Consider the following 22,261-nt stretch of genomic DNA (forward strand, 5'->3'; position numbering starts at 1 on the left):
AACACCTAATTCAAACGTTTGTTCTAGGCTAACCCGCTGTGACCTTCATCACAAGCGTGGAGACAGGTGCCTGATTATAAAGCCTTACAATTGCCCCTCCCCGGTTGGGATCGATTGGGATAGCATAGGGTGAAAGTAATTTGGGAAGAGACACCATGTCGACACAACCCTCGTTGTTCAAACGGCTGCTGCGCTTCACCGGCAGCCTCATCAACACCACCCGCAAGGTGATCGTGAACCTGGTGTTCTTTGCGGTCCTGGCGCTGGTCATCGTCGCCTTCAGCGGCGACGAGCTGGAGCCGGTGCCCGATGGCGGCGCCCTGGTGCTGAAGATGGACGGGATCCTGGTGGAGCAGAAACGCCCCATCGATCCCATCGAGATGCTCACCGGTCGCAACGACGATCAGCCCCGCGAGATCCTGATGGCAGACCTCCTGCTGGCCATCGACGAAGCAGCTTCCGATGATCGCATCGCCGGCATCGTCCTCAAGCCGGGCCAACTCATCGCTGGTCTGGCCAAGCTGGAAGAGATCGGCGCGGCGCTGGAGCGGTTCAAGGCCAGCGGCAAGCCGGTGATCGCCCAGGCCGGTTGGCTGGACCAGCGCAACTACTTCGTGGCCAGTTTCGCCGACGAGATCCAACTGAACCCCGGCGGCACCGTCGCCATCGAAGGGTTTGGCATGTACCGGGTCTACTACAAAGACGCGCTGGAGAAGCTGAAGATCAACACCCACCTGTTCCGCGTGGGCAAGTACAAATCGTTCGCCGAGTCATACACCCGCAGCGGCATGTCCGACGAGGCCCGGGAGGCCAACGAGGCCCTGCTGGGGGACCTGTGGGGCGACTACAGCCGCCGGGTCGGTGAGAACCGCGATGTGGATCCGGCCAGCCTGACTGTCAGCCTGGCGGAGCTCAATGCCCGCATGGACGCCGCCGGCGGTGACTTTGGCTTGATGGCGCTGGAGGGGGGCCTGGTGGATCGTCTGATGACCGACATCGAGATGCGCGAAGGCCTTATCGAGCGCTTCGGCACCGAGTCCGAGGACGAGCACAAGATCAAAGCGATCGGCTTCGATGGTTACCTGGCCCACGTTAAGCCCATGATGGAGCCCCAGGGGGACAACCAGATTGCGGTGGTGGTGGCCAAGGGCAGCATCCTCAATGGCGATCAGCCAGCGGGCACCATCGGCGGCGTCAGCACCTCGCGACTGCTGCGCGAGGCCCGTCAGGACGACAAGGTCAAGGCGGTGGTGCTACGGGTCGACAGCGGCGGTGGCAGCGCCTACGCTTCCGAGCAAATTCGCCAGGAGGTGCTGGCGCTTAAGGCCGCCGGTAAGCCGGTGATCGCCTCCATGGGCTCGGTGGCAGCCTCCGGCGGCTACTGGATCTCGGCCAGTACCGACCGCATCTTTGCCCAGCCGACCACCATTACCGGCTCCATCGGCATCATCGGCCTGATTACCACCTTTGAAGACAGTGCCGCTGCACTTGGGATCTACGCCGATGGTGTGGGCACTAGCGAGATGGCCGGCCTGAGCGTGCTGCGCCCCCTGCCGGACGGCTTTAAGACCCTGGTTCAAAAGAGCCTGGATAAGGGCTACCAGGACTTTATCGAGCTGGTGGCCGACTCTCGGGGCTTGCCCCTGGCTCAGGTGGATGAGATGGCCCAAGGCCGGGTTTGGAGCGGTAAAGCCGCACTGGAGCTGGGCCTGGTGGATGAGATGGGCACCCTGGAGGACGCCATCGAAACCGCCGCCAGCCTGGCACAGCTGTCCGACTACGAGACCCGGGTCATCGGCCCCAAGGTCAGCCCGGAGCAGGAGATGCTGCAGAAGTTCCTGGGCGCGACGGCGACCTGGTTGCCCCAGGTGGAGACCCCGCGTTGGCAACAGGTGGTGGAGGCTCTCAGTGCGCCGCTGGAGGCTCAGCTTCAGCTGGACGATCCCAACCACCGCTACCTGCTGTGCCTGGAGTGTGACAGCCTGCTCTGAGCCCCGCTCCCCTTTCCCTAATGCCCGGCCTTGCCGGGCTTTCTTTTGCGCCCTGCCCCGCTATAATCCCGCCAATTGAACGACTAACGAGTCAGCACCATGGAAAGAAAACGGATCTACGTCGCCTACACCGGGGGCACCATCGGCATGCAGCGAACCGAAAACGGTTTCGCACCGGTGGCGGGCTTTTTGACCGAAAGCGTGCAGGCCAACCCGGAGTTCCAGCGTCCGGAGATGCCGGCGTTTGAGATCCACGAGTACGACCAGCTGATCGACAGCTCCAATATGAGCCCCCACGACTGGCAGCTCATCGCCAATGACATCCAGGCACACTACAACGACTTTGACGGCTTTGTGATCCTCCATGGCACCGACACCATGGCGTTCACCGCCTCCGCCCTCTCCTTCATGCTGGAGGGCCTGGAAAAGCCGGTGATCGTCACCGGCTCCCAGATCCCCCTGGCCCAGTTGCGCTCCGACGGCCAGCAAAACCTGCTCAACGCCCTCTACCTCGCCGCCAACTACCCCATCGCCGAGGTGTGCCTATTCTTCAACAACACCCTATTGCGGGGCAACCGCAGCACCAAGGTCCACGCCGACGGATTTGCCGCGTTCGACAGCCCCAACCTGGCGCCCTTGCTGGAAGCGGGGATCGAGATCCGACTGGGCAACGCCGAGCTGGCCCGGCCCAGCGGCCAACCCCTGACGGTGCATGAGATCACCCCTCAACCCATCGGCGTGGTGACCCTCTACCCGGGGATCAGTACCGAGGTGATCGCCAATCTGCTGCAGCAGCCGGTCAAGGCGCTGATCCTCCTCTCCTTCGGCGTCGGTAACGCTCCGGAGCGGGAGGACCTGCTGAGCCTGCTTAAACAGGCGGGTGAGCGGGAGGTCCTGGTGGTAAACCTGACCCAGTGTCTGCAGGGCAAGGTCAATATGGCCGGCTACGCCACCGGCAACGCGCTGTCCCGCTGCGGCGTGATCAGCGGCTACGACATGACCACGGAAGCGGCCCTGGCCAAGCTGCACTACCTGCTCTCCCAGCCCCTGAGCTTCGAGACCCGTCGCCAGCTGATGCAAACCCCCTTAAGAGGCGAACTCAGCCAGTAAGGCAGAAACGGGAAGAAAAGACGTGAAAAAGGCGCCCATTGGCGCCTTTTTTGTATTGCTAACCCGTGCCTACTCGGGCTTTAAGCGAGTCAAAGGGGTCTCCTTGAACTGGCGCTTGAGCTGCGCCTTGGAGAGGTGGATGATCTCGCCATCCGGCCCCACGGTCAGGTGTTGATCCTGGTTACCGTGCTTGGCTTGCCAGGCGATGATCGCCTGCATGGCCGACTCACGCTGCTGCGCGCTTAAGACGGTGCCGTCGGGCCACTTGCCCGTTTCGACACCGGATTGCAGCCGCTCCACCATTTGTGGGGTCAGGCTGTCCACCATTGATTGCCAGTCCATTACCGTCTCCTTTTGGCCAGCAAGATCCGCACCCGGGTAACCAGGTATCCCAGAAAACCAGCGCTCATCAGGCCGATCCCCACCGGCGCGCGCCAGGTGTCTGCTGCCTCACCGCCCCACCACCACAAGGCGAAGCCGCCAACAAAGGCGAACAGTGCCAGGAAGCTGTGGGTCATCAGACTCTGGTGTTGCTGGATCTGTCTCATGCGGGAGGCCCGCTCCAGCGCTTCAGGATCCTTGGAACGAGAGAATTGGCAATGCGGGCAAAATGGGGCTTTGTCGGATATGCGCTTTCCACACGCAGGACAATGGATCAACGCCATTGGGCACTCCCTGTTGATTAGTTCCGGCCCACTATAGGGCCAGCGTGGTCGCCAGTAAAGGGGCCATGAGCGCCGCTCACACCCCATACCACGCCATATACGCCTTCAGTGCCCATTCGGGCAGGTAGCCCACCCGCCGGGCCAAAATGGTGCCCTGGGCATCGACGATGACGTACGCGGGAAACGCCGGCACCCCGTAATCCCGACTGACGGCGTCATGACCCAGCCAGATGGGCCCCAGCCCCGGGTGGCGCTCCAGAAACGCCGACAACTCCGCCCGATTCTGGTAGGACAGGGCCACCAGTTGCACCGGCCGCCCCGAACGCTCCAGCGCCGCTACGTGATCGATGGTCAGATCGCAGATGGTGCACCAGGGGGCGAACAGGTAGAGCAACTGGGCCTCGCCGTCCGATGGCAATACCCCTTCCACACCCTGCCAGTCCACCAGGCGATGTTGCGGAGCGGTCTCGCCCACCGCGGTCATGCTCCAGCCGCGCACCGCGCCGCCAATCCAAACGCCCGCCGCCAAAATCACCAGCAGGACAATAAGCTGTTTCAGGTAATGCATAGCGCCAGCATAAAAAAATCCAGCCCCGTTGCCGAGGCTGGATGGTAAGCGAGTGTGTCCTAGGTTTAGGGCAGAACCAGACCGGTGACGCCCAGCATCTTCTTCATCACGCCGATCACCTGGTTGCTGTAGCCGAACTCGTTGTCGTACCAGACGTACAGAACGGCACGGTCACCGTCGACGATGGTGGCCTGGGAGTCCACGATACCAGCGTAACGGGAGCCCACCAGATCGCTGGAGACGATCTCGGTGGAGGCGGTGTAATCCACCTGGTTCTGCAGGTCGGAGTGCAGCGCGGTCCAGCGCAGGTACTCGTTCAGCTCATCCCGGTCCGTGGCGGTGCCCAGGTTGAGGTTCATGATGGCCATGGACACGTTCGGGGTCGGAACGCGGATGGCGTTGCCGGTCAGCTTGCCCTTGAGCTCAGGCAGTGCCTTGGCCACCGCCTTGGCGGCGCCGGTGGAGGTGATCACCATGTTCAGCGGGGCGCTGCGACCGCGGCGGTCCGCCTTGTGGTAGTTGTCGATCAGGTTCTGATCGTTGGTGTAGGAGTGCACGGTTTCCACGTGACCGTTCTGGATCCCGAACTTGTCGTTCACCGCCTTGAGCACCGGCGTGATGGCGTTGGTGGTGCAGGAGGCCGCGGACATGATGCGGTCCTCGTCCAGGATGTCGGCGTCGTTCACACCATACACGATGTTCTTGATGTTGCCGCTGGCCGGAGCAGTCAGCAGCACCTTGGCGGTGCCCTTGGCCTTCAGGTGCAGACCCAGCCCCTCTTCGTCCTTCCAGATCCCGGTGTTGTCGACGACCAGCGCGTTGTCGATGCCGTACTGGGTGTAATCCACCTGGTCCGGGCTGTTGGCGTAGATCACCTGGATGTAGGTGCCATTGGCGATGATGGCGTTGTTCTCGCTGTCCACTTCAATGGAGCCGTTGAACGGGCCGTGGATGGAGTCACGACGCAGCAGACTGGCGCGCTTCTCCAGGTCGCCCTCGCGTCCGCCACGCACCACGATGGCACGCAGACGCAGGGAGTTGGCAACGCCGGTGCGCTCGATCATCAGGCGAGCCAACAGGCGGCCGATGCGGCCAAAGCCGTACAGCACCACATCACGGGGCTCCAGAGACTTGCCCATGGCCGGGGCCAGCTGGCCGGCCATGTAGGCTTCAATTTCGGAGGCGTCGCTGTGGTTGCGCCAGTAGTTGACGGCCAGTTTGCCGATGTCGACGCGCACGTGCTTGACGTCCAGGCGGCTCAAGGCCTCAACAAAGGGGAAGGATTCGCGCAGACGCAGCTTTTCACCTTCGTACTTGGCGACCAGGCGGTGGGCCTTGGTGATGTCGATGGTGGAGGCGTTCAGCAGCGGGCGGCCATAAACCTGAACCTCAACGCCCTGGTTGCGGTACAGCTTACCGATCAGCGGTTGCATCGCTTCGGCCAGTTCAAAACGCTCTTGCCAACTTTGAAGGTGTTTGTCTGCGGTCATGTACAGAGTCCTATGAAGATGTCTCCCAGACGGGGACGAAGGGGAACACTCATTGAATTATTGTAGATTTCACTTCTGAGAGCCGGCCCTATTGGCGGCCCCGAAAAGCGCGGCTATTCTACTGAAAAGCAGGTGGGGATTTCCAGCACTCCCCTGAGACCAAACTGTTGCTAAACAACAGGTTTTTGAGCCAAGGACGGTCAATTGTGGTAATTCTTCGATCATGAAATCCCTCAGCCTGGGCGCCCTTGCTGGCGCACTTCTGCTCGCCGGCTGTCAGCCGCAACTCACCGTGGGCGAGATCTGCCGGCAGGATCCTCAGATGTGCCAGGACCTCAACCGGGACGGCTGGTGCCGCCAGTCCCGAGCGGAGGTGATCCGTGCGCGCCACCAGGAAGCCAACAGCGACGACCCGCTGTTTCTCTATGACCAACTGGTGGCCCTGGAGGAGTACGTCGACTGCATGGGCCACGTCTCGCGGATCGTCAACACTTCGCCGGCCAAGCCCCGGGAGCAGGAGCGCAATCGCTATTACCTGGCGGGGCTGGCGTCTCTCGAGGCCCTGCAACAGGCCACGCAGGGCCACAGTTCACCGGCGTTAAGTCTCTATCATTGGACGCGATTTAACGATGGGCCGGCGCTGGAACGCTTCCTGGAAGCGGAAGCCCAGGGCCAGTTGGCGGCCACCCGTCTCAAACGGCTGGCGGGGATCTACTTCAGCGCCGAGCAACCCCAAAAAGCCCGAGAATACCTGCTTGAGGTGATCGAAGCGGACCCGGCTGGCGCCCGTCTCGATGAGCAGTTGCTGTTGGAGCTTGGCTTTACCCTTGAACGCCTGGGACAGCGAGAGGCGGCCTACCTGTTCAGCTATCTGGGCCAGCAACGTCTGGCACAGGGCGGTGCCGGTGCCCTGGCTGGGCACCTGGGGATCGGGTCGCGGCAAGCGGCCGAACTGAGGCAGCAGGCCGTGCTGCTGGACGAGGCGATGGCCGACGACAGCTTCGACCGAGAAAGCCTGAATTTGTAATCGAATTTCATCAAAAATCGCCGTTCAGACGGCGATTTTTTTTGCGACTTTTCCGATGAGCGAGTGCCTTTGGTCAAAAAGCTCCCCGCCCTACCCCGGTGTACTACCTTAAAGGGCGTTACGACGGGCGTTTCGAAATGGTTTTTTTACCTACAAAAACGTTAAAAACACTTGACCAGTGCAGCAGATATTGTAATTTTACTACATATTGACAAGGCATTACGGAATCAACGCTATGATCAAAGTCGCTATCAACGGTTACGGTCGAATTGGTCGCAATGTGGTCCGGGCACTCTACGAAAGCGAAAAGCAGTACCCCATCCAGATTGTCGCCATCAATGACTTGGGCGATGCCGCCATCAACGCCCACCTCACCAAATATGACACTGTCCATGGCCGCTTCAATGCCAAAGTCGAACACGACGACAGCGCCATCACCATCAATGGCGACCGCATTCAAACCTTCTCCGAGCGCGACCCCCGTAAGCTGCCCTGGGCAGAGCTGGGGGTCGACGTGGTGTTCGAGTGCACCGGGATCTTCACCACCAAGGCCACGGCTTCCGCCCACATCGAGGCCGGCGCCAAAAAGGTAATCATCTCCGCACCGGGCAAAGAGGTGGACGCCACCGTGGTTTACGGCGTCAACCAGGATGTCATCACCTCGGACATGACGGTGATCTCCAACGCCTCCTGCACCACCAACTGCCTGGCGCCCTTTGCCAAGCCGCTGCACGATGCCCTGGGTATCGAGTCCGGTCTGATGACCACCATCCACGCCTACACCAACGACCAGCGCCTGTCCGACGTGTACCACTCCGACCTGCGCCGGGCTCGTGCCGCCGCCATGAACATGATCCCCACCAAGACCGGTGCCGCTGCCGCGGTTGGCCTGGTGATCCCGGAGTTGGCCGGCAAACTGGACGGCGGCGCCGTGCGCGTGCCCACGGTAAACGTCTCCGTGGTGGACCTGTCCTTTATCGCCAGTCGTGACACTACGGTGGAAGAGGTAAACGCCATCGTGGACAAAGCCGCCAGTCAGGGCGTAATGTCCGAGGTGTTGGCCGTGAACCACGAGCCTTTGGTGTCCATCGATTTTAACCACTGCCCGATGTCCTCCACCTTCGACGCCACCCAGACCCGGGTCAGCGGTCGACTGGTAAAAGTGATGGCCTGGTACGACAACGAGTGGGGCTTCTCCAATCGCATGCTGGACAACGCCGTGGTGCTGATGAACGCCTAAGGCTTGTCACCCCTGTAAAAACGCCGGCTGATGCCGGCGTTTTTTTGTCTATAGCGAAGCGCCGACCACCACGCCCACGAGCAGGCCAAGCAGCGCCAACGCCCAGGGGCTCCGGCTGGCTTTTCCCTTTTGAGGCTGGGCCGGTTCGGCCACCTCCTGACGGATAAGGGCCCCCAGTTGCTCGGGAAAGGTGGCCGGTTGAAACTGAACCCCACTGCCGTGGTGGGTCAGTGCCGATTGCAGCCGGTCGAGGCGGAAGGTGCGCCGGTCGCCTCGAAGGACACAGACCCCCTCCAGGTAATGCCGGCCATCCTCGGTGGTGAAAAACCGGCACAGTCTGAGATCCCGTTTGGAGATCTGCCCTGCCCGGTCGGCGTAATCGAACCGACAGCGGATCACCGGCAAGTCCACGCTGCACAGTTCGGTCAAATCGGGGCTTACCCCGGCGGCGCGTTCCGTCAAAACCCTGTACTCACTTCAATGTTATTAAGTCCCAGATTACCAAAGACAAAACCTGGAGGCAGCGGTCAGGACATAAAAAAGCCCACCGTTCGGTGGGCTTTCTCAATCCGCGCTGACTTACAGGGCCAGAGCCTGGCGAGACAGCTCGGTGATCCTGTCCCAGTCGCCGCTTTCAATGGCATCGCTGGGGGCCACCCAGCTGCCACCGACACAGGCCACGTTGCCCAGGGCCAGGTAATCGCGGTAGTTGCCCGGGCCAATGCCGCCGGTGGGGCAGAAGGTCAGGCCCGCCAGGGGGCCCGCCATGGCTTTGAGCGCCTTGGCACCGCCACTGGCTTCGGCCGGGAAAAACTTGAGGTGATCATAGCCCTGCTCCAGCGCCTTCATGGCATCGGATACCGAGGCCACGCCCGGGATCAGCGCAATGGGCGCCTCCTGCCCCGCCTGCAGCAGGTTCTTGGTGGCGCCGGGGCTGATGGCGAACTGGGCGCCGGCGTCAATCACCGCCTCCAGCTGCTCCGGGGTGATCACCGTACCGGCGCCCACCAGGGCCTCGGGCACCGCCTCGCGGATGGCTCGGATCGCCTCGATGGCGCAATCGGTGCGCAGGGTCACCTCCAGAATCTCAATGCCGCCGGCCACCAGGGCCTTGGCCAGGGGCACGGCGTGCTCCAGCTTCTCGATCACCATCACCGGCACCACCTTGCTTCGACCGAAGATGGCGCTGGGTGAATACAGCCAGGAAGTAGACATAGGATTTCCTTATTTCAACAGAGCCGAGGCGCCCAACTCCGGGCTGGCTAACAGGTTACGGAACTGGCTGAAGAGCTCACGCCCCATGCCTTCATTGTTACCACTGAGTTCCGGCGTGGAGACGACCCGACTGGCCAGCTCCTCATCCGAAACCAGCAGGGTCAGCTCGCCCTTCTTGGCATCCAGGCGGATACGGTCTCCGTCCTGCACCTTGGCCAGCAAGCCACCGTCCAAAGCTTCCGGGGTCACGTGGATCGCGGCGGGCACTTTGCCTGAGGCACCGGACATCCGTCCGTCGGTGACCAGTGCCACCTTGAAGCCCCGGTCCTGCAGTACCGCCAGGGGCGGGGTCAGCTTGTGCAGCTCCGGCATGCCATTGGCCTTGGGCCCCTGGTAGCGCACCACTACGATGCAGTCGCGATCCAGGGCACCGGATTTGAACGCCGCATCCAGGTCGTGTTGATCTTCAAACACCACCGCAGGGGCTTCCACAAAGCGCTGCTCTTCGGCCACCGCGGAGACCTTGATCACCGCCCGGCCCAGGTTGCCATCGAGCAGGTTGAGCCCGCCGCTGGCCTGGAAGGGGTTGTCCACCGGACGCAGCACGCTTTCGTCAGCGGAGTCCGGGTTGGCCTCCACCCAGCGCAGTTGACCCGCTTCGAGCACCGGCTGCTGGGTGTAGAGTGCCAGCCCTTCACCGGCCACAGTGCGCACGTCCGGATGGAGGAAGCCGCCTTTGAGCAGCTCCTTGACCAGAAACGCCATGCCGCCGGCGGCCTGGAAGTGGTTGATGTCCGCCTCGCCGTTGGGGTAGACCCGGGCCAGTAGGGGCACCGCTGCGGAGATCTCGGCAAAGTCCTGCCAGGTCACCAGTACGCCGGCAGCCCGCGCCATGGCCACCAGGTGCATGGTCAGGTTGGTGGAGCCGCCGGTGGCCAGCAAGGCCACGATGCCGTTGACCACGGCCTTCTCGTCGTAGATCTCAGACAGGCTGAAGCCCCCTTCCCCCTGGGCATGGCGACACACCTGCTTGGCCGCCGCGTCGGTAAAGGCCTGACGCAGTTCGCTGTTGGGGTTGACGAAGGAGGAGCCGGGCAGTTGCAGGCCCATGGCTTCGATCACCAGCTGGTTGGAGTTGGCGGTACCGTAGAAGGTGCAGGTACCGGGGCTGTGGTAGGAAGCGGACTCCGCCTCCAACAGGGCGTCATCCCCCACTTTACCCTGGGCGTACTCCTGGCGAACCCGGGCCTTCTCCTTATTGGGCAAGCCGGAAGGCATGGGGCCCGCGGGTACAAACAGGGTCGGCAGATGACCGAAGCTCAGGGCGCCAATGGTGAGCCCGGGCACAATCTTGTCGCAGATCCCCAGCAGCAGCACGCCATCGAACATGGCGTGAGAGAGGCCCACCGCGGTGGACATGGCGATCACCTCACGGCTGAGCAGGCTCAGCTCCATGCCCGGTTGCCCCTGGGTGACACCATCGCACATGGCTGGCACCCCGCCGGCCACCTGGGCCACGCTGCCGATGTCCCGGCAGGCCGCCTTGATGGACTCCGGGTAGGTGGCGTAGGGCTGGTGCGCCGAGAGCATGTCGTTGTAGGCAGTGATGATGCCGATGTTGGACTTGTTGAACTGCTTAAGATCGGACTTGTCTGCCTGACCGCAGCCGGCGAAGCCGTGGGCCAGGTTGGAGCAGGAGAGCTGACGCCGCTGCACCCCAGCCCGGCGCAGCTTGTCCATGCGGTCCAGGTAGTCGCGACGGCTGTCCCGACTGCGCTCGATGATGCGGTCGGTGATGGCGGCTATGGTGGGGTTCAACATCACTGGTTACTCCAATATACGTCCACGGGAACTCGCTGCTGGTCAAGCACGGCCCGGATGGGCATCGCCTTGACGTCACGGCTCGACAGCGCCTCCTCCAGTACGGTGCGCTTGCTGTCCCCGCTCAGGTGCAGGTAGATCTGACGCGCGTTCAGCAGGCTCGCCAAAGAGAGGGAGATCCTCGGGTGCGGCGCCTGGGTCGGGTGCACCGCCAGGCAGACCGCCTCGGTGGTCAGCCCCTCGTCCAACTCCTTGGCGCAGGGGAACAGCGAAGCGGTATGACCGTCGTTGCCCATACCCAGGATCACCACATCGAAGGGCCGCGGCAGGTTGGAGAGGGTGTCGGCGGTCATCGCCGCACCCGCCTCGGGGGTGCCATGGATGTTGTGCAGGCCGCGAAACTTGGCCTTGGCAGCGTTGTCCACCAGCAGATGCTCGCGCACCAGGCGCTCGTTGCTGTCGGCGTGATCCGCCGGAAGCCAGCGTTCATCCGCCAGGGTGATGTAAACCTCCTGCCAGTCGATGGGCAGGGTGCGCAGACGATGAAACAGCGGCACCGGGGTGCTGCCCCCGGATACCACCAGCGAGGCCTGGCCCCGGGTGTCCACCGCCTCTTGCAGGGCATTGGCGATGCGCGTGGCCAGGGCATCGACCAGGGCGTCGCTGCGCTCGAAACTTTTGAACACCGGAAGTTTGATGACTGACATGCCTTACTCCTCCCAGGACCGACCGTCGCGGGTGATCAGCGCCACCGACGCCACCGGCCCCCAGGTCCCCGCCGGGTAGCTCTTGGGCTTTTCATTGGAGCGTGACCAGGCATCGAGGATGGAATCACACCAGGTCCAGGCCTGCTCCACTTCATCCCGGCGAACAAAGAGCGCCTGGTTGCCCAGCATGCACTCCAGCAGCAACCGCTCGTAGGCGTCGGCGATGCGCTGGTTTTTGAAGGTGTCGGAGAAGGAGAGGTCCAGCTTGGTGGTCTGCAGCCGCTGGGTCTGATCCAGGCCCGGTACCTTGTTCATCATCTGGATCTCGACCCCTTCGTGGGGCTGCAGACGGATGGTGAGTTTGTTGGGCGGCAGCTGGCGGTAGCTGTCCCGGTACAGGTTGTGGGGCGGGTTCTTAAAGTGCACCACGATCTCGGAGTGCTTGAACGGCATCCGCTTGCCTGTACGCAGGTAGAAGGGCACGCCGGCCCAGCGCCAGTTGTCGATGTCCACCCGTAGCGCCGCGAAGGTCTCGGTGTTGCTGTCGAGATTGGCGCCCTCTTCCTCCAGGTAACCGGGCACCGGCTGCCCCTTGAGGAAGCCCGCGGTGTATTGGCCGCGGACGGTGTTCTCGTAGATGTTTTCCTGGTTGATTGGGCGCAGGGATTTGATCACCTTCACCTTTTCATCGCGGATGGAGTCGGCATTGAGATTGACCGGCGGGTCCATGGCCACCAGAGCCAGCACCTGCAGCAGGTGGTTCTGGATCATGTCCCGCATCTGGCCGGCCTTGTCGAAGTAGTCCCAGCGCCCCTCGATCCCCACCTCTTCCGCCACGGTGATCTGCACATGGTCGATGGTCCGGTTGTCCCACTTGGAAGCAAACAGGGAGTTGGCAAAGCGCAGGGCCACCAGGTTCTGCACCGTCTCTTTGCCCAGGTAGTGGTCGATGCGGTAGATCTGGCTTTCGTCGAAGTAGGCGGCGACCTGGTCGTTGATCACCCGGCTGCTGCCCAGATCGTGGCCGATGGGTTTTTCCAGCACCACACGGGTATCGGGCTCAATGAGTTCGGCGGCGTGCAAGCCGCTGCAGATGTCGCCGTAGATGGCCGGCGGCGTGGCGAAGTAGTTGACCATCACGTGGTCCGCTTTGACCGCCTCTTTCAGGGCCTGATAACCGGCGGCATCCACAAAATCGAGGCCGACGTAGCTCAAACGGGCCACAAAGCGCGCCAGCGTGGTGTCACACAGTGCCTCTTTAACAAAGGTGGTCAGCGCTTCGTTCACCAGGGCCCGATACTCGTCGAGGCTCTTTTCCTGGCGTGCCACACCGATGACGCGGGTGTCCGGGTGCAGGAGACCCGCTTTGTCCAGCTGATAGAGCGAGGGAAGCAGCTTGCGGCGGGCCAAGTCCCCTTTGGTTCCGAACAGGACAAAATCGCAGGGCTTCATAGCCGAGTCACTTGCCATAGTCACATCCAACTCCTTGTTTCGGCGGCGGACCGCAGAATGATGTAATTTAACTACATTAGAATGAAAAAAGCTTCCGAGCGCAAGTGCTTGCCCCGACCCTTTGCTGGCTTACTTTCAATATTGTTTGTAATATACCGGATCAGAGTCTGCACCGTAGGTTCGGTGGCCAGAGCGTCCCTCCAGTATAAAAGCTGGCGGCCGGTTCTGGGCTCGAGTCAGGATAACGGTGGTACCGCACCAGGGAAAAGAGCTGAGATTGAATGAATACGTTAGAGAAGATCCAAAAGAACCTGGCCAACTTCAGCAAGTCTGAACGCAAAGTGGCCGAGGTGATTCTGGCCAACCCGCAGACGGCCATTCAGTCCAGCATCGCCACGCTGGCCAAGATGGCGGATGTCAGTGAGCCCACGGTCAACCGCTTCTGTCGGCGGCTGGACACCAAGGGCTTCCCGGACTTCAAGCTGCACCTGGCCCAGAGCCTGGCCAACGGCACCCCCTACGTGTCGCGCCACGTTGAGGTGAACGACAGCGCCGACGCCTACAGCAACAAGATTTTCGAGTCCTCCATGGCGGCACTGGACTCGGCCCGTCAGTCCATCGACCCCCAGCAGATCAACCGCGCGGTGGACATGCTGACCCAGGCGGACCAGATCTCCTTTTTCGGCCTCGGCGCCTCGGCCGCCGTGGCCCACGACGCCCTCAACAAGTTCTTCCGCTTCAACGTGCCCGTGGTCTGTTTCGACGACGTGCTGATGATGCGGATGAGCTGCATCAACGCCCGGGAAGGCGCGGTGGTGGTGCTGTTCAGCCACACCGGCCGCACCAAGACCCTGGTGGACATCGCTCGCCTGGCCAAGGAGAACCATGCCCAGGTGATCGCCGTGACCAGCAAGGACAGTCCGCTGTCCAAGGAAGCGACCCTGGCGGTCACCATGGACGTACCGGAAGATACGGATCTCTACATGCCCATGGCGTCCCGTCTGGCCCAGATGGTGGCGGTGGACGTACTGGCCACCGGTTTTACCCTGCGCCGCGGCCCGCGCTTTCGGGAAAATCTCAAGCGGGTCAAAGAGGCGCTCAAAGAGTCGCGCTTCGAGAAGCCCCAACCCCTCTGATCCCCAGCAAAGGGCCGGCGTTCGCCGGCCCTTTTTCTTGCCTCCAGGTTCTACACTTAGCCTGCCCCGCAATCTGGAAAGCCTGGTTGACTGTAGCTGTCATCAAAATTGTATGAAATTTTCTTTCATATCCAATGCCCAGCTTGTTAGCATCAGATAAAATTTGTTGTAACGCACAAGCATTCCTGACGGAGTCAATGATGTTCAGAAGAACCAAGATCGTGACCACCCTAGGGCCGGCCACTGACCGGGATAACAACCTGGAGAAGATCATCCTCGCCGGCGCCAACGTGGTGCGGATGAACTTCTCACACGGCAGCGCCGAGGATCACATCGCCCGAGCCGAACAGGTGCGCGAGCTGGCCAAGAAGCACCATCGCCACGTGGCCATCCTCGGGGATCTCCAGGGGCCCAAGATCCGGGTCTCCACCTTTAAAGAGGGTAAAGTCCAACTGGACGCCGGGGCCGCCTTTGTCCTGGACAGTGAGTTGCCCAAGGGCGAAGGGGACGAGAATGCGGTGGGCTTGGATTACAAGGCCCTGCCCCAGGACGTGGTGCCCGGAGATCTGCTTCTGCTGGACGACGGTCGGGTGCAGCTTCGCGTGGAGCGGGTCGAGGGTGCCAAAGTCCACACCACGGTGACCGTGGCGGGCCCCCTGTCCAACAACAAGGGGATCAACAAGCTCGGCGGCGGCCTGTCCGCCGCGGCGCTGACCGACAAGGATAAAGAAGACATCAAGACTGCGGCCAAGATCGACGTCGACTACCTGGCGGTCTCCTTCCCCCGCTCCGGGGACGATCTCAACTACGCCCGTCAACTGGCCCGGGAAGCGGGTTGCCGCGCGCTGATCGTAGCTAAGGTTGAGCGGGCCGAAGCGGTCGCGGATCAGGCCGCCATGGACGATGTGATCCTCGCCTCCGACGTGGTGATGGTGGCCCGGGGCGATCTCGGCGTTGAGATTGGCGATCCCGAGCTGGTGGGCGTTCAGAAGCAGCTGATCGCCCGCTCCCGCCAGTTGAACCGGGTGGTGATCACCGCCACCCAGATGATGGAGTCGATGATCACCAACCCCATGCCCACCCGGGCAGAGGTGATGGACGTGGCCAACGCCGTGCTCGATGGCACCGATGCAGTGATGCTCTCCGCCGAGACCGCCGCCGGCGACTATCCGGAAGAAACGGTCCAGGCCATGGGCCGGGTCTGCCTGGGGGCCGAGAAACACCCCAGCGTGGTGGTGTCCAAGCACCGCCTGGATGAGAAGTTCAAGACCGTCGAGGAGACCATCGCCCTGGCCACCATGTACGCGGCCAACCACCTCGATGGCGTCAAGGCGATCCTGGCCCTGACCGAGTCGGGCAACACGCCGCTCATCATGAGCCGCATCACCTCGCCGCTGCCCATCATCGCCCTCTCCCGTCACGACGATTGCCTCAACCGGATGGCGCTGTATCGCGGGGTCTACCCGATCCGGTTCGACTCCACCGAGCACACGGAGAACACCATCGTCAAAGCAGCGCTGGATAAGGCGGTGGCCGAAGGTCTGCTGAGCACCGGCGACAAGGTGCTGATGACCAAGGGCGACATGATGGAAACCGTGGGCGGCACCAACACCTGTAAGATCGTCACCGTCGAGTGACGCTAACGCCCCAATAAAAAACCGGCCAATTGGCCGGTTTTTTTGTGCGCGCAGGGTTTAACCGATGTGGGTCAGGCCGCCCATGTAGGACTGCAGCGCCTCGGGAATGGCGATGCGGCCATCCGCTTGCTGGTAGTTCTCCAGGATGGCCACCAGGGTACGACCCACGGCCAGACCGGAACCGTTCAGGGTGTGCAGCAGTTCGGGCTTCTTCTCACCGGAACGGCGGAAACGGGCCTTCATGCGGCGGGCCTGGAAGTCGCCCACGTTGGAGCAGGAGGAGATCTCCCGGTACTTGTCCTGGCTGGGAACCCAGACCTCCAGATCGTAGGTCTTGGTGGCCCCAAAGCCCATGTCACCGGTGCACAGCACCACCTTGCGGTAGGGCAGCTCCAAAAGCTGGAGCACTTTCTCGGCGTGGCCGGTCAGCTCCTCCAGTGCCGCCATGGAGTCTTCCGGCTTCACCAGCTGCACCAGCTCCACCTTGTCGAATTGGTGCTGGCGGATGAGGCCCCGGGTGTCGCGACCGGAGGAGCCCGCTTCGGAGCGGAAACAGGGGGTGTGCGCGGTCATGCGTACCGGCAGATCCGCTTCGTCCAGGATCTCGTCCCGGGCGAAGTTGGTCAGGGGCACCTCGGCGGTGGGGATCAAAGACAGCTTACGATCGCTGTCTTCGGACAGCGGTTCGGTATGGAAGAGATCTTCGCCGAACTTGGGTAGCTGACCGGTGCCGAACAGGCTGTCCGGGTTCACCAGGTAGGGCACGTACATCTCGCTGTAGCCGTGCTCGGTGGTGTGCAGGTCCAGCATGAATTGGGCCAGCGCACGGTGCATGCGAGCCACCTGGCCACGCATCACCACGAAGCGGGAGCCGGAGAGCTTGGCGGCCATGGCAAAGTCGATGCCGTTCATCGCCTCGCCCAGATCCACGTGATCTTTCACCTCGAAGTCGAACTGGCGGGGCGCGCCCCAACGGCTCACCTCGACGTTCTCCTCCTCGTCGGCGCCCACGGGCACGGATTCATGAGGCAGGTTGGGGATGCCGGCGGCGATGCTGTCCAGCTCGTTCATCAGTTCCGCCAGTTCCGCCTTCTTGGCGTCCAGTTGGCCACCGAGCTCGGAGACCTGGGCCAGCAGCGGCGCGATGTCCTCACCCCGGGCCTTGGCCTGGCCGATGGACTTGGAGCGACTGTTGCGCTCCGCTTGCAGCTGCTCGGTTTCCACCTGCAGCGACTTGCGGCGCTCTTCCAGTTCGTTCAGACGGGTGACATCCAGGATGAAACCGCGGGTCGCAAGACGCTCGGCGGTTTGCGCCAGATCGGCACGAAGCAGTTTGCTGTCTAACATATCGCTCTTTTTATTGGCTGTGAGAATAAACCCACTGTTGACCCAGGAACACCATCAGCAGACAGAGCACCAGATTCAGCAGCACATTCAGCAGGGCCTTCACCCACTCCCCCTCCTGCATCAGCAGCAGGGTTTCATTGGAGAAGGTGGAGAAGGTGGTCAGGGCGCCCAGCAGGCCTACGCCCACCAAGGCCTTGACGGTGGGAGACAGGTCAAAGCTGGCGCCGTAGGCGTACAGCGCCCCCATCAGGAAGGACCCCACGCAGTTAACCGCCAGTGTACCAAAGGGAAAGGCGGTACCGAATAGGCGCAGGGCAAGAATTGATGTGCCATAGCGCAAAGTTGCGCCGATTGCGCCGCCGATGGCCACGGCCAACCAGTTACCCATCGCGTTTCACCTCGCTTTGTCGGTCCAGCTGGGCCAGATGGTCCAGCTTTTCGGCGATTTTGCGTTCCAGCCCCCGCTCGGTGGGGTGATAGAGTCGGGTGTCCCACAGCTCGGGGGGCAGATAACGCTCCCCCGCCGCGTAGGCGCCGGGCTCATCGTGGGCATAGCGGTACTCGGCGCCGTGGCCCATCTCCTTAAGGAGCGACGTTGGAGCGTTTCTCAGGTGGATGGGCACCTCGAGGTGGCCGCTCTCCCGGGCCAGCTTTCGGGCGGCCTTGAAGGCGGTGTACACGGCGTTGCTCTTGGGCGCGCAGGCCAGGTAGACCAAAGCCTGGGCAATGGCCCGCTCCCCCTCCGCCGGGCCCACCCGGTGAAAGCAGTCCCAGGCGTTCAGTGCCACCTCCATGGCCCGGGGATCGGCGTTGCCCACATCCTCCGAAGCGATGGCCAGGCAGCGCCGGGCCACGTAAAGCGGATCCCCGCCCCCCTCCAGGATGCGGCAGTACCAGTAGAGGGCCGCGTCCGGATTGCTGCCCCGCACGGACTTGTGCACCGCGGAGATGAGATCATAGAACTGGTCGCCCTTGTTATCGAAACGGGCCACCGGCTCACCGGCCACCTCCTTGAGCTGGGCCTCGGTCAGCTGGCCGTCCTCGCTCATGTCCGCCATCAGCTCCAGCAGGTTGAGCGCCCGTCGTGCATCGCCGTCCACCAGGGACGCCAGTTGATGGGCCACGGTGTCCGGTAGGGTCAGCGCTTGTGCTCCGAGGCCGCGTTCCGCATCGGTCAGGGCCTGGGCCAGGATCCGCCGGATCCCCGCCTCATCAAGCTTCTTGATGAGGTAGACCCGGGTACGGGAAAGCAAGGCGTTATTGACCTCAAAGGAGGGGTTTTCCGTGGTGGCGCCGATAAAGATGACGGTGCCATCTTCGATGTGGGGCAGGAAGGCGTCTTGCTGGCTCTTATTGAAACGGTGGACTTCATCGACGAACAGCAGGGTCTGGCGGCCGTGGGCGGCAGCCACCTCCTTGGCCTTGTCGATGGCGGCCCGGATCTCCTTCACTCCGGAGGTGACCGCTGAGATCCGCTCGACGTGGGCATTGGTGTACTGGGCCACCAGCTCCGCCAGGGTGGTCTTGCCGGTGCCCGGCGGCCCCCACAGCAGCATGGAGTGGGCCCGCCCGGACTCCAGCGCCGCGCGCAGCGGCTTGCCCTGCCCCACCAGATGCTCCTGGCCTACGTACTGATCCAGGGTCTGGGGCCGCATGCGGGCCGCCAGGGGCCGAAAATCCGGACCGAAGTTGAGGCTCAGGGAGGTCATGGGGTGCGCTGATCGTCCACCAGGGTGCCTTGTGGCGGGGTGAACTGGAATCGGTCCGCCGCCAGCGGGGCGGCGCTGAACTGGGCCAGGGCCATGGTGGTGGTGACACTCTGGCTGTCGGTCAGAGACAGGGTGTCGATGCGCTCTCCCTCGAAGCAGACCGTCATACGGGCGATCTCCTGGGCCTCCAGCGGCGTCAGCTCATAGCACTGTGCCGATTGGCTGACCTGGTATTGGGCCCAGGCGGCGTCATCGTCGCTGGCCAGCAGCGACAGGGGCGTCTGGCCGGTTGCCTCCATCAGGGCATAGATGCTGACCTGCTCAAGCATGGGGTCGTAGACGTAGACCGCCTCGCCATCGGAGAGGATCAGGCTCTCCTCCGGAACCATCTGGTGCCAGGAGAAGCGCTGGGGGACGGCGACAGCCAATTGGCCCTCGCCCTCCTGCAGCAACGTGCCATCGAAATCGGTGACCGTCTGAGTGAACTGGGCCTCAAACTGGGGCAGCGCCGCCAGTTTGGCCTGCAGGGCCGCGCGGGCGGCCTCGCTGTCGGTGGGGGCCTCGCCATGGGCCAGGCTGGTGGCCAGCAGGGCCACCAGCGGGGTAAAGCGTCTTATCATTGTTGCGGTCCGGGTACCAATACGTCTCGGTTGCCATTATGGCCTGGTGGGCTTACCAGGCCGCTCTGTTCCATCTGCTCCACCAGGCGAGCCGCCCGGTTGTAGCCAATCTTCAGCTTACGCTGCACGCTGGAGATGGAGGCACGTCGGCTCTCCAACACGAAGGCCACCGCTTCATCGTAGAGGGGATCCGACTCTTCGTCGCCCTCGGCGGCTTCACCGGGCAGCAGCACCTGCTCGCCGCCGGTCTCCCCGGAGAGGATCTCATCGATGTATTGGGGCTTGCCTCGGGCCGCCCAATCCGCCACCACCTTGTGCACCTCGTGATCGTCCACAAAGGCGCCGTGGACCCGAATGGGGACGCCGGTGCCCGGCGGCAGGTAAAGCATGTCACCCTGCCCCAGCAGTTGCTCGGCGCCCTGCTGGTCCAAAATGGTGCGCGAGTCCACCCGGCTGGACACCTGGAAGGCGATGCGGGTGGGGATGTTGGCCTTAATCAGGCCGGTGATCACATCCACCGAGGGACGCTGGGTGGCGAGGATCAGGTGGATCCCTGCCGCCCGGGCCTTCTGGGCGATTCGGGCAATCAGCTCCTCCACCTTCTTGCCGACGATCATCATCATGTCGGCAAACTCGTCCACCACCACCACGATGGCGGGCAACTTCTCAAGCTCAGGTGCTTCGGTCTCCATGGACTGCTCAGGCTGCCAGAAGGGATCCAGGATCGGCTCCCCGGCGGCCTTGGCCTCACTCACCTTGGCGTTGTAGCCCTTAAGGTTACGCACCCCCAGGGCGGACATCAGTTTGTAGCGCCGCTCCATCTCGCCGACGCACCAGCGAAGGGCATTGGACGCCTCTTTCATGTCGGTGACCACCTCGCACAACAGGTGGGGGATCCCCTCGTACACCGACAGCTCCAGCATCTTGGGATCGATCATGATCAGCCGCACCTCGTCCGGCGTGGACTTGTACAGCAGGCTCAGGATCATCACGTTGACCCCCACCGACTTACCGGAGCCGGTGGTGCCGGCCACCAGCAGGTGAGGCATCTTGGCCAGGTCCACCACCACCGGGTAACCGGAGATGTCCTGACCCAGCACCATGGTGAGATCGGACTTGGCCTGGTCAAACTGCTCACAATCGAGCACATCGCGCAGGTAAACCACCTCCCGGTGCTTGTTGGGCAGCTCAAGGCCGATCACCGACTTGCCGGGGATCACCTCCACCACGCGCACCGACACCGCCGACAGCGCCCGGGCCAAGTCCTTGGCCAGGTTGGTGATCTTGGAGACTTTGACCCCAGGGGCCAGGTCCAGTTCAAAACGGGTGATCACCGGCCCGGGGTGGACGTCCACCACGGTGGCGGAAATGTTGAAATCCAGCAGCTTGGCCTCCACCAACCGGGCGATGCCGTCCAGCTCCTCCTGGCTGATGGGGTTCTCCGACTTATTGGGCCTGTCCAGCAGCTCCAGGGTCGGCATGGGCGCCACCGGGGCCGCTGGGGTCGGTTTCACGCCGGCCTTTTCCAGCGCCTCGGCCAGGTAGGGTTCCAACTCAGGGGGGTGGTTCGGTTCGGCCTCGTCCACCCAGGGCGGGGTCAACACCGGCTCCCGGCGGGCGTCCTCCTCATCGAAGTCAGCTGTCAGTACCGGCTCCAGCACCGGCTCAAACTCGGCCTCGTCGCGGGGCTCGCGGGCGACCATGGGTTCAGGGCTGGCGAGCGCCATGTCCTCATCCACGGCTGGTTCCGCCGCCTTCTTGCCTCCCTTAAAGCGCTCCACCAGCTCCATAAAGCCGCGGGTGTCTTCGCTTTCGTCCTTTTCGTGACCGAAGTGTCGGGGCAGGTGCCAAAGAAACAGGGCCGCGGCGATGGTGCCGGCGCCCACCTTTTCCGCCACCGTCAGCCAACTGATCCCCGTCATCAGGGTAAAGCCGGCGCCGATAAAGCAGATGAGGAACAGTGTCGTTCCAATCAGATTGAAATAGGGCAGCATGGCCGCGCTGACCACGTCCCCGACGACACCGCCGGCGGAGAAGTAGTGCACGTCATCGGCGTTTATCGAGCACAGGGCAGCAAAGCTCAGCAGGGTGAGCAGAAAACCGATGATCCTGAGGCCCACGGAGAAATAGTCCAGCTCAGTCAGACGGTACGCCTGGTGAAACGCCAGCCAGCCAATGGCCGCGAATACTGGGGGGATCAGGTAGGCGGTCAGACCGAAGATGAAAAACAGGATGTCCGCCACCCAGGCGCCGACCGCACCGACGGCGTTGTTGATCGGGCCTTCCCAGGCGGTTTGGCTCCAGCCGGGGTCCGCAGGGTGGAAGGTGGCCAGGGCCATCAGGACAAAGAGCGCCAGGATGCAGCTGAGGATCAGCCCCCCTTCCATCAGACGCTGGACCCCGGTCAGGGGCTGCAGATTGGTCGATGACAATTGTCGCTCCTCGACAAGTCAGAAATTCGCTTTTAACTCACCTACCTTACCAAACTCCAGTGGCCCATACCTACCGTCTCGCCGCTATCACCCT

General features: G+C 62.7%; 20 protein-coding genes. 6 read left to right on the forward strand and 14 right to left on the reverse strand.

Translation table 11 applies throughout. The features are described 5' to 3' along the window. Window positions 1-155 precede the first annotated feature (155 nt). A complete protein-coding gene (sppA, locus tag KUV81_RS05930; RefSeq protein WP_222542913.1) occupies window positions 156-1,991 on the forward strand; it encodes a signal peptide peptidase SppA in 1,836 nt (611 codons plus the stop codon). A gap of 99 nt (window positions 1,992-2,090) precedes the next feature. After that, entirely contained in the window at window positions 2,091-3,101 is a 1,011-nt protein-coding gene (gene ansA / locus KUV81_RS05935) for an asparaginase (RefSeq protein WP_222542914.1), read from the forward strand. A gap of 69 nt (window positions 3,102-3,170) precedes the next feature. On the opposite strand, the gene KUV81_RS05940 is transcribed toward ansA, so the two are convergent. The 4 genes from KUV81_RS05940 to KUV81_RS05955 all read right to left on the reverse strand — a co-directional run bounded on the left by KUV81_RS05940 (window position 3,171) and on the right by KUV81_RS05955 (window position 5,824). After that, the gene (locus tag KUV81_RS05940) at window positions 3,171-3,443 is read right to left on the reverse strand and encodes a YeaC family protein (protein ID WP_222542915.1); all 273 of its coding nucleotides are present in this window, start codon (window positions 3,441-3,443) and stop codon (window positions 3,171-3,173) included. Beyond that, window positions 3,443-3,649 (reverse strand): hypothetical protein, encoded by a 207-nt coding sequence (locus KUV81_RS19700; RefSeq protein ID WP_261389325.1) that lies wholly within the window; start codon window positions 3,647-3,649, stop codon window positions 3,443-3,445. Before KUV81_RS19700 ends, KUV81_RS05940 begins: the two co-directional genes overlap by 1 nt. Before the next feature lie 193 nt (window positions 3,650-3,842). Next, window positions 3,843-4,334, reverse strand: a complete 492-nt coding sequence (locus KUV81_RS05950; protein WP_222542917.1) for a TlpA family protein disulfide reductase — start codon at window positions 4,332-4,334, stop codon at window positions 3,843-3,845. 65 nt (window positions 4,335-4,399) lie between these two features. Continuing rightward, window positions 4,400-5,824, reverse strand: coding sequence for a glyceraldehyde-3-phosphate dehydrogenase (locus KUV81_RS05955; RefSeq protein ID WP_222542918.1), 1,425 nt, complete (start codon window positions 5,822-5,824; stop codon window positions 4,400-4,402). Window positions 5,825-6,047: 223 nt separating this feature from the next. On the opposite strand from KUV81_RS05955, the gene KUV81_RS05960 reads away from it, so the two are divergent. Then, complete coding sequence (locus KUV81_RS05960; protein ID WP_222542919.1) at window positions 6,048-6,851, forward strand: DUF2989 domain-containing protein; 804 nt, start codon at window positions 6,048-6,050, stop codon at window positions 6,849-6,851. A gap of 235 nt (window positions 6,852-7,086) precedes the next feature. Continuing rightward, window positions 7,087-8,091 carry a type I glyceraldehyde-3-phosphate dehydrogenase gene (gene gap / locus KUV81_RS05965; protein WP_222542920.1) on the forward strand — a complete coding sequence of 335 codons (1,005 nt, stop codon included), beginning with the start codon at window positions 7,087-7,089 and terminating at the stop codon, window positions 8,089-8,091. Window positions 8,092-8,139: 48 nt separating this feature from the next. On the opposite strand, the gene KUV81_RS05970 is transcribed toward gap, so the two are convergent. The 5 genes from KUV81_RS05970 to zwf all read right to left on the reverse strand — a co-directional run bounded on the left by KUV81_RS05970 (window position 8,140) and on the right by zwf (window position 13,304). Continuing rightward, window positions 8,140-8,553 (reverse strand): WYL domain-containing protein, encoded by a 414-nt coding sequence (locus KUV81_RS05970; RefSeq protein WP_222542921.1) that lies wholly within the window; start codon window positions 8,551-8,553, stop codon window positions 8,140-8,142. Between the two features lie 117 nt (window positions 8,554-8,670). Next, window positions 8,671-9,306, reverse strand: a complete 636-nt coding sequence (locus KUV81_RS05975; RefSeq protein WP_222542922.1) for a bifunctional 4-hydroxy-2-oxoglutarate aldolase/2-dehydro-3-deoxy-phosphogluconate aldolase — start codon at window positions 9,304-9,306, stop codon at window positions 8,671-8,673. 9 nt (window positions 9,307-9,315) lie between these two features. Next, entirely contained in the window at window positions 9,316-11,127 is a 1,812-nt protein-coding gene (gene edd / locus KUV81_RS05980; protein WP_409995547.1) for a phosphogluconate dehydratase, read from the reverse strand. Further along, window positions 11,127-11,834 carry a 6-phosphogluconolactonase gene (gene pgl, locus KUV81_RS05985; RefSeq protein ID WP_222542923.1) on the reverse strand — a complete coding sequence of 236 codons (708 nt, stop codon included), beginning with the start codon at window positions 11,832-11,834 and terminating at the stop codon, window positions 11,127-11,129. Before pgl ends, edd begins: the two co-directional genes overlap by 1 nt. A gap of 3 nt (window positions 11,835-11,837) precedes the next feature. After that, window positions 11,838-13,304: a glucose-6-phosphate dehydrogenase gene (gene zwf / locus KUV81_RS05990; RefSeq protein WP_222543356.1), complete on the reverse strand. Its 1,467-nt coding sequence runs from the start codon at window positions 13,302-13,304 to the stop codon at window positions 11,838-11,840. Between the two features lie 263 nt (window positions 13,305-13,567). Here zwf and KUV81_RS05995 point away from each other — a divergent pair, with 263 nt between their 5' ends. Both KUV81_RS05995 and pyk read left to right on the forward strand, forming a co-directional pair. Further along, window positions 13,568-14,422, forward strand: coding sequence for a MurR/RpiR family transcriptional regulator (locus KUV81_RS05995; protein ID WP_222542924.1), 855 nt, complete (start codon window positions 13,568-13,570; stop codon window positions 14,420-14,422). Window positions 14,423-14,622: 200 nt separating this feature from the next. After that, the gene (pyk, locus tag KUV81_RS06000; RefSeq protein WP_222542925.1) at window positions 14,623-16,059 is read left to right on the forward strand and encodes a pyruvate kinase; all 1,437 of its coding nucleotides are present in this window, start codon (window positions 14,623-14,625) and stop codon (window positions 16,057-16,059) included. Window positions 16,060-16,116: 57 nt separating this feature from the next. On the opposite strand, the gene serS is transcribed toward pyk, so the two are convergent. The 5 genes from serS to KUV81_RS06025 are packed head-to-tail and all read right to left on the reverse strand — an operon-like array spanning window position 16,117 to window position 22,122. Continuing rightward, entirely contained in the window at window positions 16,117-17,406 is a 1,290-nt protein-coding gene (serS, locus tag KUV81_RS06005) for a serine--tRNA ligase (RefSeq protein ID WP_222542926.1), read from the reverse strand. Between the two features lie 10 nt (window positions 17,407-17,416). Continuing rightward, window positions 17,417-17,794: a fluoride efflux transporter CrcB gene (gene crcB, locus KUV81_RS06010; protein ID WP_222542927.1), complete on the reverse strand. Its 378-nt coding sequence runs from the start codon at window positions 17,792-17,794 to the stop codon at window positions 17,417-17,419. Then, the gene (locus tag KUV81_RS06015) at window positions 17,787-19,115 is read right to left on the reverse strand and encodes a replication-associated recombination protein A (protein WP_222542928.1); all 1,329 of its coding nucleotides are present in this window, start codon (window positions 19,113-19,115) and stop codon (window positions 17,787-17,789) included. Before KUV81_RS06015 ends, crcB begins: the two co-directional genes overlap by 8 nt. Next, window positions 19,112-19,735 (reverse strand): outer membrane lipoprotein chaperone LolA, encoded by a 624-nt coding sequence (gene lolA / locus KUV81_RS06020; protein ID WP_222542929.1) that lies wholly within the window; start codon window positions 19,733-19,735, stop codon window positions 19,112-19,114. Before lolA ends, KUV81_RS06015 begins: the two co-directional genes overlap by 4 nt. After that, complete coding sequence (locus KUV81_RS06025; protein ID WP_222543357.1) at window positions 19,732-22,122, reverse strand: DNA translocase FtsK; 2,391 nt, start codon at window positions 22,120-22,122, stop codon at window positions 19,732-19,734. Before KUV81_RS06025 ends, lolA begins: the two co-directional genes overlap by 4 nt. Window positions 22,123-22,261: the final 139 nt, after the last annotated feature.

This window comes from Ferrimonas balearica (assembly GCF_019802085.1).
Taxonomy (GTDB): Bacteria; Pseudomonadota; Gammaproteobacteria; order Enterobacterales; family Shewanellaceae; genus Ferrimonas; species Ferrimonas balearica_B.

What these genes read in the sequence shown, in the direction of transcription:
- sppA (WP_222542913.1), top strand. Translation starts at nt 156, where the DNA reads ATGTCGACACAACCCTCGTTGTTCAAACGGCTGCTGCGCTTCACCGGC.
- ansA (WP_222542914.1), top strand. Translation starts at nt 2,091, where the DNA reads ATGGAAAGAAAACGGATCTACGTCGCCTACACCGGGGGCACCATCGGC.
- KUV81_RS05940 (WP_222542915.1), bottom strand. Translation starts at nt 3,443, where the DNA reads ATGGACTGGCAATCAATGGTGGACAGCCTGACCCCACAAATGGTGGAG.
- KUV81_RS19700 (WP_261389325.1), bottom strand. Translation starts at nt 3,649, where the DNA reads ATGAGACAGATCCAGCAACACCAGAGTCTGATGACCCACAGCTTCCTG.
- KUV81_RS05950 (WP_222542917.1), bottom strand. Translation starts at nt 4,334, where the DNA reads ATGCATTACCTGAAACAGCTTATTGTCCTGCTGGTGATTTTGGCGGCG.
- KUV81_RS05955 (WP_222542918.1), bottom strand. Translation starts at nt 5,824, where the DNA reads ATGACCGCAGACAAACACCTTCAAAGTTGGCAAGAGCGTTTTGAACTG.
- KUV81_RS05960 (WP_222542919.1), top strand. Translation starts at nt 6,048, where the DNA reads ATGAAATCCCTCAGCCTGGGCGCCCTTGCTGGCGCACTTCTGCTCGCC.
- gap (WP_222542920.1), top strand. Translation starts at nt 7,087, where the DNA reads ATGATCAAAGTCGCTATCAACGGTTACGGTCGAATTGGTCGCAATGTG.
- KUV81_RS05975 (WP_222542922.1), bottom strand. Translation starts at nt 9,306, where the DNA reads ATGTCTACTTCCTGGCTGTATTCACCCAGCGCCATCTTCGGTCGAAGC.
- edd (WP_409995547.1), bottom strand. Translation starts at nt 11,127, where the DNA reads ATGTTGAACCCCACCATAGCCGCCATCACCGACCGCATCATCGAGCGC.
- pgl (WP_222542923.1), bottom strand. Translation starts at nt 11,834, where the DNA reads ATGTCAGTCATCAAACTTCCGGTGTTCAAAAGTTTCGAGCGCAGCGAC.
- zwf (WP_222543356.1), bottom strand. Translation starts at nt 13,304, where the DNA reads ATGGCAAGTGACTCGGCTATGAAGCCCTGCGATTTTGTCCTGTTCGGA.
- KUV81_RS05995 (WP_222542924.1), top strand. Translation starts at nt 13,568, where the DNA reads ATGAATACGTTAGAGAAGATCCAAAAGAACCTGGCCAACTTCAGCAAG.
- pyk (WP_222542925.1), top strand. Translation starts at nt 14,623, where the DNA reads ATGTTCAGAAGAACCAAGATCGTGACCACCCTAGGGCCGGCCACTGAC.
- serS (WP_222542926.1), bottom strand. Translation starts at nt 17,406, where the DNA reads ATGTTAGACAGCAAACTGCTTCGTGCCGATCTGGCGCAAACCGCCGAG.
- crcB (WP_222542927.1), bottom strand. Translation starts at nt 17,794, where the DNA reads ATGGGTAACTGGTTGGCCGTGGCCATCGGCGGCGCAATCGGCGCAACT.
- KUV81_RS06015 (WP_222542928.1), bottom strand. Translation starts at nt 19,115, where the DNA reads ATGACCTCCCTGAGCCTCAACTTCGGTCCGGATTTTCGGCCCCTGGCG.
- lolA (WP_222542929.1), bottom strand. Translation starts at nt 19,735, where the DNA reads ATGATAAGACGCTTTACCCCGCTGGTGGCCCTGCTGGCCACCAGCCTG.
- KUV81_RS06025 (WP_222543357.1), bottom strand. Translation starts at nt 22,122, where the DNA reads ATGGAAGGGGGGCTGATCCTCAGCTGCATCCTGGCGCTCTTTGTCCTG.